Annotated in this window: 9 protein-coding genes and 1 pseudogene; 2 read left to right on the forward strand and 8 right to left on the reverse strand. The window is 37.6% G+C overall.

Annotation, left to right across the window (positions count from 1 at the left end):
• Positions 1 to 68: 68 nt before the first annotated feature.
• The 6 genes and pseudogenes from QF042_RS10295 to QF042_RS10320 all read right to left on the reverse strand — a co-directional run bounded on the left by QF042_RS10295 (position 69) and on the right by QF042_RS10320 (position 9,505).
• Positions 69 to 1,322 (reverse strand): M56 family metallopeptidase, encoded by a 1,254-nt coding sequence (locus QF042_RS10295; RefSeq protein WP_307527941.1) that lies wholly within the window; start codon positions 1,320 to 1,322, stop codon positions 69 to 71.
• A 182-nt stretch (positions 1,323 to 1,504) separates the two neighbouring features.
• Positions 1,505 to 1,877: pseudogene (locus QF042_RS10300) on the reverse strand (BlaI/MecI/CopY family transcriptional regulator).
• A 179-nt stretch (positions 1,878 to 2,056) separates the two neighbouring features.
• A complete protein-coding gene (locus tag QF042_RS10305; protein ID WP_307527942.1) occupies positions 2,057 to 3,031 on the reverse strand; it encodes a M28 family peptidase in 975 nt (324 codons plus the stop codon).
• 360 nt (positions 3,032 to 3,391) lie between these two features.
• Complete coding sequence (locus QF042_RS10310; protein WP_307527944.1) at positions 3,392 to 4,312, reverse strand: AAA family ATPase; 921 nt, start codon at positions 4,310 to 4,312, stop codon at positions 3,392 to 3,394.
• Complete coding sequence (smc, locus tag QF042_RS10315; protein WP_307527946.1) at positions 4,257 to 6,932, reverse strand: chromosome segregation protein SMC; 2,676 nt, start codon at positions 6,930 to 6,932, stop codon at positions 4,257 to 4,259. Before smc ends, QF042_RS10310 begins: the two co-directional genes overlap by 56 nt.
• A 269-nt stretch (positions 6,933 to 7,201) precedes the next feature.
• A complete protein-coding gene (locus QF042_RS10320; protein ID WP_307533277.1) occupies positions 7,202 to 9,505 on the reverse strand; it encodes an ATP-dependent helicase in 2,304 nt (767 codons plus the stop codon).
• 560 nt (positions 9,506 to 10,065) lie between these two features.
• Between QF042_RS10320 and QF042_RS10325 the strand changes: the two genes are divergently transcribed.
• Positions 10,066 to 10,389, forward strand: coding sequence for a DUF493 family protein (locus QF042_RS10325; protein ID WP_307527948.1), 324 nt, complete (start codon positions 10,066 to 10,068; stop codon positions 10,387 to 10,389).
• Between the two features lie 859 nt (positions 10,390 to 11,248).
• On the opposite strand, the gene QF042_RS10330 is transcribed toward QF042_RS10325, so the two are convergent.
• Entirely contained in the window at positions 11,249 to 11,677 is a 429-nt protein-coding gene (locus QF042_RS10330; protein ID WP_307527950.1) for a helix-turn-helix domain-containing protein, read from the reverse strand.
• Positions 11,678 to 11,683: 6 nt separating this feature from the next.
• Between QF042_RS10330 and QF042_RS10335 the strand changes: the two genes are divergently transcribed.
• Positions 11,684 to 12,568, forward strand: coding sequence for an NmrA family NAD(P)-binding protein (locus QF042_RS10335; protein ID WP_307527952.1), 885 nt, complete (start codon positions 11,684 to 11,686; stop codon positions 12,566 to 12,568).
• Between the two features lie 47 nt (positions 12,569 to 12,615).
• On the opposite strand, the gene QF042_RS10340 is transcribed toward QF042_RS10335, so the two are convergent.
• The gene (locus tag QF042_RS10340; RefSeq protein WP_307527955.1) at positions 12,616 to 12,981 is read right to left on the reverse strand and encodes a nuclear transport factor 2 family protein; all 366 of its coding nucleotides are present in this window, start codon (positions 12,979 to 12,981) and stop codon (positions 12,616 to 12,618) included.
• Between the last annotated feature and the right edge of the window lie 10 nt (positions 12,982 to 12,991).

The following is a 12,991-nucleotide window of genomic DNA, read 5'->3' on the forward strand; positions in this document are numbered from 1 at the left end:
ACCCGCTTTCAGCTTATTTTGAGGAAGATTTTTTTGAGACTAAATACGTGGTTTATGTGCCGCAATAATTATTGTTTTTTTGGATAACCTGTAATTGTGATTTCTTTAACAGGTGCTATCCTGATTGTGTTTATATCACCTTTCTTTTTTGCATTTGAAGTAGTAGGATAACCCTTTACAACTACCTCTTTAATATCTTTTTGATCTGAGGATAATGTGTGATCCCGTTTAATTGCCTTATTGCCTGTAGCTTGAACAAGATTAATCGTATTTGGCTCATTGTCATTCCCTTTTTTTTCTGGTTTTGGCTCAATCGGGGGCGGTGGTGGAGGCAATGTCTTTTTATCTTGTCTCACAACAGGTGGAGACAACTTTTTACCATCTTTTTTAACTCTCGGAGGAGCAAAACGAACTTGGTCTACTTTTGGTACGCTAAGCTTTTTCGTTTTTAAGGAGCTGGGTTCTACCGGTGGAGGTGGTGGTATTATTTTGTCGTCTTTTTTTATAATGGGTTCATTTATCGTTATTTCCGTAACTTTTTTGGCTTTGGCTGTATATGGTTCTTTTGGTGGTGGAGGTGGTAATCTCTTTTTATCAGACTTTTTCTTAGTAGTGTCCTGAAGAACAATGGTTAAACTTTCCTTTTTTTGCCCTAATTGGATAGTATTATAGTCTTTTGTAAATGCTGTTGTAGACAAGAACAGCATAAATCCAACTAGTGGAATGATAAATAACAATTTGAGCCTGGCCCATTTTGCCGATTTTTTTTGGTTTAACATACTTATTCTATTTTTTAGTATTGATGAATTAAAAAATTGATTGGTAAGGATAACTTCTTGATTTCCATATGAATTTTGGATTAAAAATAGTGCATACTCATATTTAGCGATATCTTTTTGTGTCGTTTCCTCATCGGCTAAATATTCATGGATGAGTTTGATATCATCTTTAATGAAGTAAGTAATTGGATTGAACCAGCTTGAAATTTTTATCAACTCGAATAAAAGAATATCAAGGCTGTGCATTTGTTTAATGTGGACCATTTCATGCTTTACGATGGTGTTTCTTTGACTCATAGCAGGATCAATAAACATTAAATTAAAGAATGAAAAAGCCATTTTTGAGTTCTCGACCTCAATTAATGTAATGCCGTTTTCTTTACTTCGAGTTGCATTTTTTATCAATCTTTTGATATAGCGCAGTCCCCAAACTATTTTTAAGATAAAAAATAACGAGACTACGGAATACAGTAGTAAACAGATATTTTCTATATTGAACAACGGTGCCTGTTCTTGAACCTGAATAAATCCGGTATAGTCCATTACTACCTCCTTTTTTAAAAATCCCAATTGAAAAAATGGAAGTATGAAAGCGAGTATTGAACTGAAAATCAGATAATATCTGTTTAATCCATAAAAGGTTTCCCTATGGAGGAATAATCTATAAAATCCATAAAATAAGATAAGATATAGATTAGCTTCGAGTAAATAATATAACCAGCTCATCACTTATCTTTTTTAAGTTTCTCTGCCAATTGGATAATTTCATTGAGTTCTTCAGTACTCATACTTTTTTCTTTCACCAGAAACGAAACCAGACTCTCGTAGGAGTTTTCGAAATAGTTGCTCATTACCTTATCTAATGCAAAGCGTTTATAATCAGTTTCTTTTATAATGGGGAAGTAGATATGCGTATTGCCAATAGCTTTATGATCAACAAAACCTTTAGCCTCCAAAACCCTGATTACAGTGGAAACTGTATTGTAGGGCGGGTTTGGGTTCGTTCATTTTCTCGATAACGTCTTTTACCAGTGCTTCGCCCATTTCCCAAAGGATGAGCATAATCTGTTCTTCTGCTTTTGTGAGCTCTTTTATCATAGCAACTATTTTTATAGTTTGGTTAGATGAAGTTACGACTATAAAAATAGTTTGCAAACTATTTTTATAGTTTTATTTGTAACTGTATGATATTCAGTATGATAATTTATTTGTAAAATCTATAATGCATAAAAAAACCTGCCGAATAGGGCAGGTTCAGATTTATATCAATCAGTTTGTTAAAATCTTTCTGATTTTTTTGGATTGTCCATCATAATCATTTTATCTTTTAACAGCTGTTGTAAGCCGGTTTGTTTGTCGATACTTTTTACAACATCTAATACCGCACTTGCCGCATTGCTGAAAAATGGTTTCGTAATGGTCGAATATTCGTCGGTAGCCTTATGGTAGTCTTTATGATCTTCTACACCGAAATATAGAAATGGAATATTTTTAGCATTAAAAGCCCCCTGGTCGCTCTGGTTGGTCCAATCATCATGACCTTGTTTTGGATCGTCATGACCAAAAAGTAGTTTAATGTTAGTTTTAGTCGTATCTACATGTTTCTTTAAATCTGGATATTTGAAAGTTCCACACACATATAATTCACCTTTGTCACTGTGGCTGATCATGTCCATGTTCAGATCAATGGCAATGGTATTAATGGGTACTGGCGGATTGCCTACAAATGCTTTTGCACCTTGTAAACCCATTTCTTCTGCATCAAAAGACGCGAAAATGATGGTATTGTTCGGTTTGTTCTTAGCAAAATAGGCAGCAATTTTTAATAATCCTGCTGTTCCTGATGCATTATCATCAGCACCGTTAAAAACATCGTCTTTTACTACGCCTAAATGGTCGTAATGTGCAGATACCACAATAACATTTGTTCCTTTACCCGGTATATAGCCGATGATGTTGGTGCCATTTATTTTTGTACCGCCTCTTCCGTTAAAAGTGAACTCCTGCGCATAATTTACATGCTGTGGGTAAGATTTTAAACCTAATTTTTGAAATCTTTCTATAATGTAAGCCTTGGCCATTTCCGCGCCTTTTGTTCCGGTTTTTCTACCTTGATAAGCATCTGATGATAATACCTCAACGTCTTTTAACAATTGGGTATCCAATTTGTCCGAAGTCGTATTGTTTTGGTCTTTTACTGATGAACAGCAGCTTAGCATCATGGCTAAGGGAAGGATATATAGGATTTTCATGATTATTTGTTATAAGTTAGGACCGTCATCTCGACTGGAGCATCGTCCCGACGTTAAGTCGGGAGAGAGATCTATCGGAATAGATTTCTCGACTTCGTTGCACTCCGCTCGAAAGGACGATTAGTCGTTTAAATTTTCCTAAAGATATTAATTATTGGAATATGTAGAGGCGTCACCCTGAATTCATTTCAGGGTCAATTATTGCAGGGTAGATGCTGAAATAAATTCAGCAAGACGATCGAAATAAAAAGTGGAATTGAAAAGTAATCACATCTTTCATTTTCGAATTAGAAAAATGCTAATCAGATTGTTCATTGTGAGACCTATCAGGTTTCTAAAACCTGATAGGTCTGGAATAGCTTACGCTGCCACTTCCCTTAAATCGACCGCTACCACTCTCGAAACACCTTGTTCAACCATGGTTACTCCGTAAATAATATCGGTACTGGCGATAGTACGCTTGTTATGCGAAACGATAATAAACTGCGATTGATCTGAGAATTTACGGATAATATTATTGAATTTATCGATGTTGGTATCATCTAAAGGCGCATCAACCTCGTCGAAAATACAGAATGGCGCAGGTTTTAACAGGTAAAGTGAAAATAATAGGGCAGTAGCCGTTAAGGTTTTTTCCCCACCGGATAACTGATTGATCGATAAAGGCCTTTTCCCTTTCGGCCGTGCAATAATATCAATATCAGCCTCCAAAGGATTATTGATGTCTGATAAAATCAGGTCGCAGCTATCTTCTTCATTAAATAAGGAACGGAAAACTACGATAAAGTGCTCGCGGGCCTGGGTAAAGGCTTGCATAAATTTATCTTTAGCCGTATCGTCTATCTCTTTTATGGTTTGTAAAAGATCGGTTTTTGCCGCATTAAGATCTTTTTTCTGATTCTGGATGAAAGTGTAACGCTCTTCCATTTCTTTAAAAGCCTCCATTGCCATAGAGTTGATGGCTCCAAATTCGTCGAGTTGACGTTTCATTCGCTCTACCTTTTGGCGGAGATCAAATTCACTTTCTAAAGCTTCAATTTCAGTATCTGTTTCTAAAAGATCGTTAATGTCAATATTGAATTCGACAGCTAAACGTTCTTTTAATGCATTCAGATCGATTTTTAAAGCATTTTTTTTATCCTTGATTTCAGTTAATAAGAAATCTGTTTCTTCACGGCTTTTACGGATATTGGTCAGTTCGTTTTCAACCTCGTTAATACTTCCTTTACACGCAAATATATGCTTGCTCAGCCTCTGCAAGCCCTTTTTCCATCTCTTCACGTTGTTGATACATTTCTAAAAGGGTATCGTCGTTAAGATCAGTGTGCTGTAGAGTTGCTGTAATCTCGGTCAGTGCTTCCTGTAATTCTTTATCGTTTTGGGCGATGCGTTTGTTTAAAGCTTCTTCCTGTACAAAACGGTAATCTAAATCTTTTTCTAAGCCCGATAATTTATTCTGTTGCTGGTGAAAACGGATGTTGTCCTGATTGTATTTCCCCGCACTTTCGTTTACCTGATCAGCAATTTCCTGATAATTAAGTTGTTGTTCCTGTAAATTAACGTGCGCTTCTTGCTGGTCTTTTTGCAATTGAACCAATGCCGGTAATTTTTCAGATAAGGCTTTTTCTATCGATACTATCTTCTGAGCGATATCCGTTTTGCGGTTTTCGCTGGTGGTAATAAACTCCTGATACTGGTCGCGGCGGGTTTGCACAGAAATGTGTTCGTTATTTAAACGGTTCATTTCTTGCTGCAAAGTATTGATCTGATTGATTTTTGAAGCTTCTTTTAATTCAAATATTTGATCAGTTTCGGCTTTTATTGCTGCATTATATTGATTAATCAAAAATTCTGAAGCTTTAATTTCTTTTGCCAGATTTTCTAAATTCTTGGCGCGACCAATCCTTTTTCCCTCAAATAAACCCACTGAACCACCCGCCAAAGTGAATTTGGTTTGGGCATATTTTCCGTTTTTAGCCAAAATGGTTAGACTTTCGGTTGGTGTGGCTTTAAATAAATTCTCTTGCTCAGCTACTGCGATGTACACATTTTGTAAAAGCAGGTTGCAAAGGTGCTGGTATTTTTTGTCGACCTCTATTACCGATAAAGCAGAAACTAGCCCTTCATGAGTACCGATAACCGGATTTTTAGCAGGAACATTTTCTAAAATGAAAAAGTTTGCCCTGCCACGACTGGCATCTGTTAAGAGGTTAATGGCCTGAACGGCATCTGCATACTGATCAACAACATAGTGGTTCATTACCGGTTCGAGGTAATTTTCTATCGCAATGCGGTAATCTTCATTACAGAATAAAATATCAGAAAGGAGCAGGGCACTTTTGGCAAAAGCGTTGTTTTTCTTCAAAAAGCGGATCGATTCAGGGAAACCTTCCAGGCTGTCTACCAGGGATTTCGTGAGGTTGTATTCGTTCTGTTTGGCGTCTTTTTTACGATTTTCGGCCGTAAGTTTCTCCTTGTTCGAACTCAGGTTGATTTCGGAGGTAGCCAGTTTTTCTTTTAAAAGTTCTTCAGCTTCCGTTAGGTTTTTAATGTTGGCCTGCTTTTCCCTTACCTGAATATCAAGTTCGGCCAACGCATGATCGAAAGCTTTTAACTCTAAGGTTTTGGTTTCCGTATCATCTACATTCCGGTTGGTTTCCTGTACCAGCGCATCTTTCTGAATATTCAGGATATCAATTTCTTTTTGCGATTGGTATACTTGGTTTTGCAGGTCGTTAACCGATTTGATCAGGTTATCAATCCTGTTTTTCTCAGTCTGCTGCTGCTCGCGCAAAGTATCAAGCGTCGATTTCAGCAGCTTTAAATCAGATTCCAGTCGGTTAAAAACCTCGGTTTCTGTTAAAACTTCTTCATTTAAACGTTTAATGTTGTATTTAATGTGGTTAACCTGGTTTTTATCTTTTTCGAGTTCTCCAGATAAACGCGCTTCTTTTTCCTGTAAAAAACGCATCTGCTCGTTCTTAACTTTTTTCTCACTTTCGTAAGCACGGATTTTGGAAACAAACTCATTTGTAGCCTTTTGTTGTATGGAAAGGTTCTTTTCCTGATTGATACTACCTAATTTAAGTTTTTGTAGTTCGGCTTCACCGGTATCTATTTTGTTGCTGAGTTCTGTACGGTTTACCTGCTGATTTTGCTCCTGAGTTTCTAAAGCATTTAAGTCGGTACGGAAAAAGGCAATACGGTGCGTAGCCAACTGAACACTTAGTTCGCGGTATTGCTCTTTTAACTTATAATAACGTTCGGCTTTACGTGCCTGATTTTCTAAAGTTTTAAGGTTTTTTTCAATCTCGAAAAGTAAATCTTCAACGCGTTCTAAATCGGCTTCAGTGTCTTTCAACTTGCTGAAAGTCTGTTTTTTGCGTAATTTATATTTCGAAATACCCGATGCTTCTTCAAACAAAGAACGACGGCTATGCTCTTTGTTGGTAATAATTTCATCCACCATTTTAAGCTCTATAATCGAATAACTATCAGAGCCGATTCCGGTATCCAGAAAAAGGTCGGTAATGTCTTTTAATCTACACTGAACATCGTTTAAGCGGTACTCACTATCTCCATTTCTGTAGAGTTTACGGGTTACGGTAACCTGTGAATAGGCTGTAGGAAGGATGTTCCTGGTGTTATCAAAACTTAATGAAACCTCGGCAAGCTGCGCTTGTTTACGGTTTTTTGTTCCGTTGAAAATGATGTTCTCCATCTTTTCCGATCGTAAAGCTTTGGTACTCTGTTCGCCCAAAACCCAGCGCATGGCATCGATTACATTGGATTTTCCGCAACCATTAGGACCAACAATAGCCGTAACACCCTCATTAAAATTGATGGTCACTTTATCGCCAAAGCTCTTAAAACCTTTAATTTCTAACCTGGTAAGTTGCATGGTTTGTAATCGGGAGAACCGACTTCAATAATAAGGATAATTTTGTGGTTTTTCAAGTTTTTAACCATGGTGTTTTTAACCGCAAAGAACGCAGAGAGAATAGCGCAGAGGCACAGTGTTGGTGCAAATTTCAAAAGTGATCGTCCTGCTGAACTCGATTCAGCATCTATTAAATTTATCTATAAAAGATCCTGAAACAAGTTCAGGATGACGAATCGCTGTTGATTTTATATGTTTCTGATCTTCTGTGACCAGATTAAAAATCCGGACTATTTTACAATCATCAGTTTCGCAAACTTAAGCAGTAACTGTTTGTTGCCCAAGCCCTGGAAAAACACCGTTGCCTTAACATCTGGTAAGGTTCCTTCTAAGCTGATAATTTTTCCGAAACCGAATTTTTCGTGCTCAACCTCCATACCGCCCTGAAATTCGTGTGGTTGTGAAGGGGTAAAGCCAGGTGTTGGTACGTGTGCTTTTGCCAAAAGCGACGTTGTTTTCGGACGTACAGGTGGGGCAGAAGTAGTTGCACCAGCGGTTGGTTTCGGTTTGCTAATGAAATCGCGGGGCTGAGAAGTCCACGATTTACGGTCGTCATCAAAATTGCCGTCAAAGCTGGTTGATTTAGCCGGTTTAACATCCAATTCTAAAAACTTCGGACTAATTTCGTTGATGAAACGGCTTGGTTCGCAGTTGGTTAAGGTTCCCCAGCGGTAACGCGAAGTAGCATAGGTAAGTGTTAATTTTACTTCGGCACGGGTAATGGCCACGTAAAATAAACGGCGCTCTTCTTCTAAATCGGTCCGGTTGGTTAACGACATTTGCGAAGGAAACAGATTTTCTTCCAATCCTACAATAAACACGTTTTTAAACTCCAAACCTTTGGCCGAGTGGATCGTCATTAAAGAAACTGTATCTTTATTCTTGTCACCATCTTTATCATCGTTGGTTAAAAGGGCAACATCTTGCATAAAGATATCAAGGCCTTTTTCTTCAATGTCTTCGCGCTCGGCAAACTCCTTAATACCGTTTAATAATTCTTGAATATTTTCGTATCTCGCACGTCCCTCAACGCTATCATCGGTATATAATTCCTTTAAAATGCCTGCATGTTGGGCAATAAACAAAGCCGTATCATAGGCATCGAGCTTTTTTGCCTCTGCTTGAAAACTTTGCACCATCATGGCAAAATCGTTCAATTGATTGGCTAATCGCCCGTCTACATATTCGTGTGCATTCGAAATTACATCCCACATGGTTTTTTCATGCTGGTCTGCCGCAACAATAATTTTATCAATCGAAGTATCTCCAATACCACGCTTAGGGTAATTGATTACACGTTTTATAGCCTCTTCATCCTTCGGATTAAAAGTTAAGCGGAAATAAGCAATTAAATCTTTAATCTCTTTACGTTGATAGAAAGACTGACCGCCATAAATCCTATAAGGAATATTAAGCTTGCGTAAGCCTTCCTCCATAGCCCTGCTTTGTGCATTGGTACGGTATAATATGGCGAAATCTTTGTGCTCGTATCCTTTTGTACTCCGCTCCTGGATAATGGCTTCGGCAACCAGCTTGCCTTCTTCATTATCAGTAAAAGCACGAGAAACCTTAATTCTATCTCCTTCAGCATTTTCAGAAAACACGTTTTTTTCGAGCTGATTTTTGTTGTTGGCGATGATACTGCTTGCAGCATCAACAATATTTTGGGTAGAGCGATAATTCTGCTCTAATTTATAAACCTTTAAATCAGGATAATCGCGTTCGAAATTTAAAATATTCTGGATGTTTGCACCCCGGAAAGCATAAATACTCTGTGCATCATCACCCACTACACAAATGTTCTGATAAGCCGCAGCCAGTTTTTTAACAATAGTATATTGCGAAAAGTTGGTATCCTGGTACTCATCTACCATCAGGTACCTGAATTTCTGCTGATATTTATTTAAAACATCAGGATGTTCTTTTAATAAAATATTGGTTTTGAACAACAAATCGTCGAAATCCATTGCTCCAGCTCTAAAACAGCGCTTAGCATAGGTTTCGTAAATCTGGCCAATCAGAGGGCGTTTATTCTGAATATCTTCGGCCTGTATCTGGTCGTTAGCCTGATATTCGCCCCAGGATATTAAATTATTTTTGGCTGATGAAATTCTATTGAAAACAAAGTTCGCTGCATATAATTTATCATCCAGCTGCATTTCTTTCAAAATCGCACGAATTACACTTTTACTATCATCCGTATCGTAAATGGTAAAATTGCTCGGATAACCTATTTTCTCGGCTTCTACGCGTAAAATTTTTGCAAAAACAGAGTGAAAAGTACCCATCCAAATATTTTTTGCCTCTGCACCAACCACTTTGCCAATACGCTCGCGCATATCTTTACTCGCTTTGTTGGTAAAGGTTAAAACCAAAATGTTAAATGGGTCGGTACCGGTTTGAATCAGGTGGGCTACACGATAGGTAATTACCCTGGTTTTGCCCGAACCTGCACCTGCAACAATCATTACTGGTCCTTTTGTGTTCTCTACTGCTGCTCTTTGTTGTGGGTTTAATCCTGCTAAATAATCCAAATCGGCTCCTGTTTTTTTGAGGTTCAAAAATAACAATTCCTATCGCTTTTTGCCAAATTTGTTAGTAATTAGTTAAAAATCCAACTGATCGTCCTAGCCATTCGTCATTCTGAGCTTGTTTCAGAATCAACTATTCGGTATAGCTTATGCCCCTTATCTATCTTATATGGTAAAGTGCACCTTGTTTTTATCGGGGCTAATATGGCTATCGTAGATCTGCTTCTTTGGTTTTTAGAAAAGCTACATTAGTATTTCATAGGGTTCTGTAGCCCTTTGCTTTGCTCATACTGCTGCAGGCATTGCCCACAAGGCCGGTATCCGCTTCGCCAAGGTTTATGTAGATTGGGTTTGTGCTACTATTGAGGGATTAAAACCCACAGCTTTATATATCCGGTCGTCATTCTGAACTTGGTTCAGAATCTATCCTGCTTTTATTGATGTTAAATACCTTCTATGATCAAAAGAAATAGTCTTTGGGGACACACAGGCTATGGTAATCTTGTATTTCTGCCAGAATTGCATTCTATTTATTTGGGTATAGAATTTGATATGCTATCGTAATGGAAGAGAAAAAAATAAATAAGGATATTGAGTTTTCTGATATTCCGGATGGGGCAAATACAGATATTTATGCCAATTTAAAAGAGAAACTTGAAAGTGTGGAGCAGTTTCCAGGTGTTTACATTTTTAAATTTATTATTACTGGCGGGCGGCATAAAATACAAGACTTACGTACCGTTTTACCTGATGATGAGTTTATTGAGCATGCTTCAAAAACCGGGAAATATGTTTCCATTACAGTAAAAAAATATGTGCAAAATGCTGATGAGGTGATTGCTGTTTATAAGCAAGTAGGAAATATCAAGGGGATTATGGTACTGTAGACTTCTGTATATCAAATACATGATTCGATCGAGGATTTTTTAAGATTCATAAATCACAAACAAAAGCCCTTCGACTACGCTATCAATAACAGATTCAAAAGAAAGGTCGTCATTGCGAGGAGGAACGACGAAGCAATCTTTCACGCTAGTGATCCTTGCCATAAAGATTGCCTCGTCGGCTGAAAAAGCCTTCTCGCAATGACGATAATCTGAGGAGATTTAACCTTTTAAATTCACTTCTTATTAATATTGATTTTTATACAATAAATTATGCCTCAGGGTGACCTCTTTTTGCGATTTATCACTTAACTTAATGATATTAGGGTACCACTTCACCCAGGGCTAAGTGGCCAAAACCGTATTTCATTTTTGAGGCTACTTGCGCACCTACGCTGTTCGTAAACCTGATGGCAGCGGCAGCCCCGAAGCATGAGGGCTACAGCGAACAGCAGGACTGCAATCTCCAATGAAAAACCATTCTTTCATTTCCAATCAATAAAAAAATTATATCGCCTAATTTTCATTTTCGGAGCGTAATCAAATTGGTTCCATTTTCGCTTTACAATTTGATTCGTCGTGCCTCCTTGCTGCAGGGTAATGCTCAATGTCATTAAGTTAAGCACCGCGGTTGTCAGTCTGAGCGTAGTCGAAGACTTCTTGAAAGTTGATAAAACGTAAATAAATGCCCTTCGACTACGCTCAGGGTGACTTCTTTTTGCTATTTATCCCTTAACTTAATGATATTAGGGTATCCGCTTCTCCAAGGTTTATATCATTTAGTTTGTGCTACTATCGAAGGTTTAAAACCTTCTATATATTCGTTCGTCATTCAAATTGTCCAGATGAATACATATAATAGTTAAACAGAGCCATTTTTAACGGCCCAATCTACCATCGAATCTAGTACCTGAAACAGCTCCTGCCCCGACTTCGTGAGGCTGTACGTAACTACTGGAGGAATAACGGCTTGTGCATCCCGATGAACAAGGTCATCATTTTGCAGTTGTTTTAAGTGTTGTATAAGCATTTTTTCAGTTATCTGTGGTATAGCACGTTTTAATTCGCTATAACGTTTTGGTCCACTCATTAAATGAAAAATAATAATCGGTTTCCAATAACCTCCAATTTTTTCCATTACAAAAGTAACAGGGCAACTGGTTAGCGCTATGCCTTTATTAAAATTACGGGTCGAACTTTCTTTAACAGCTGTCATGGTTACATACTTTGGGGTAAGTACTTGTATAAAAGTAAGTACAAATATAACTTTGTATTCAATATTTAAAAACAAAAAATCATGAAAATAACATTAACAGGATCAACAGGTAATATTACAAAGCCGCTTGCCGAAATATTAGTAGCTAAAGGCCACGAAGTAAAAATTATTAGCAGCAAGCCCGATAGGGCCGAAGAAATTAAATCGCTTGGCGCAATACCATTAATTGGAAGTGTAAGCGACACCGAATTTTTAAAAGAAGCCTTTTCCGGGGCTGATGCTATCTACACCATGGTCCCACCAAATTTTGCGGCGCCAAAATTTAGGGCATATATTAAAAGTATTGGCGAAAATTATGCTGTTGCCATAAAAGAGTCGAGGGTTAAAAAAGTAGTGAATTTAAGCAGTTTAGGTGCAGATCTGCCAGATGGAACCGGGCCAATTGCCGGATTGTATGACGTAGAAAACATCTTTGCCACATTAAATGGGGTAGATGTAAAACATTTGCGTGCTGGTTATTTCTATATTAACTTTTTAGCCAATATCGATATGGTTAAACATGCAAATATATTAGGGTCTAATTTTGGTGCTGATGCAAAACTGGTTTTGGTGCATCCCCGCAACATTGCAGAGGTAGCTGCCGAAGTATTGGAAAGTAATTTTACAGGCAAAACTATACAGTATGTAGCCAGTGATGATGAAAATACGCCTGCTGATGTTGCAAAAGTATTAGGTACTGCAATTGGTAAACCAGAGTTGCCATGGATAGAATTTAGCGATGAAGATGCATTTAACGGAATGGTGGGAGCGGGTTTACCTGAAGAAATAGCTAAAAACTATGTAGAAATGGGCGATGCGATCAGAAGCAATAAACTTTTTGTAGATTATTATAAAAACAGGCCTGTTTTAGGTAGCATTAAACTTAAAGATTTTGCTGCTGAGTTTGCTGCGGCATATCAGAATTAATTGAATTATAGCAGCTGCCTTGGATTTAAACCTGGCAGCTGTTATTTTTATATGGCCACACAACTTCCCGCAATTACTTTCGATTCCTGATCAAACAACTTCCAGATTCTTAAATAGCTGAAAATACCTTCAATGGATTGTGAATTATATACTGCCTTTAGCTCAATTTTCACACTAACAACTGCAGTATCGTTAATCAGATTAATTTGCTGTTCAGCCGGTAAAATAGAATTTACAACCATATTTCCGGATGTATAAGTTTCCATATCCATAGCTTTTGTTATGGTTATTCCATTGGGCAGGTTAAAAAGTAAATCTTCATGTAAAAGCAGATCCAGCTCCTCAATATCACCATTTTGTATGGCCGTTAATAATCTATCTTCATTTAAAATGATCTGTTCCCTGGTATTCATATTAATTGTT

Origin of the sequence: Pedobacter sp. W3I1, from assembly GCF_030816015.1 — a bacterium.
In the GTDB taxonomy this organism is placed as follows: domain Bacteria; phylum Bacteroidota; class Bacteroidia; order Sphingobacteriales; family Sphingobacteriaceae; genus Pedobacter.

Excerpts from the sequence above, each read along its gene's own strand:
- QF042_RS10295 (WP_307527941.1), bottom strand. The coding sequence starts at position 1,322 with ATGGACTATACCGGATTTATTCAGGTTCAAGAACAGGCACCGTTGTTC.
- QF042_RS10305 (WP_307527942.1), bottom strand. The coding sequence starts at position 3,031 with ATGAAAATCCTATATATCCTTCCCTTAGCCATGATGCTAAGCTGCTGT.
- smc (WP_307527946.1), bottom strand. The coding sequence starts at position 6,932 with ATGCAACTTACCAGGTTAGAAATTAAAGGTTTTAAGAGCTTTGGCGAT.
- QF042_RS10325 (WP_307527948.1), top strand. The coding sequence starts at position 10,066 with ATGGAAGAGAAAAAAATAAATAAGGATATTGAGTTTTCTGATATTCCG.
- QF042_RS10335 (WP_307527952.1), top strand. The coding sequence starts at position 11,684 with ATGAAAATAACATTAACAGGATCAACAGGTAATATTACAAAGCCGCTT.
- QF042_RS10340 (WP_307527955.1), bottom strand. The coding sequence starts at position 12,981 with ATGAATACCAGGGAACAGATCATTTTAAATGAAGATAGATTATTAACG.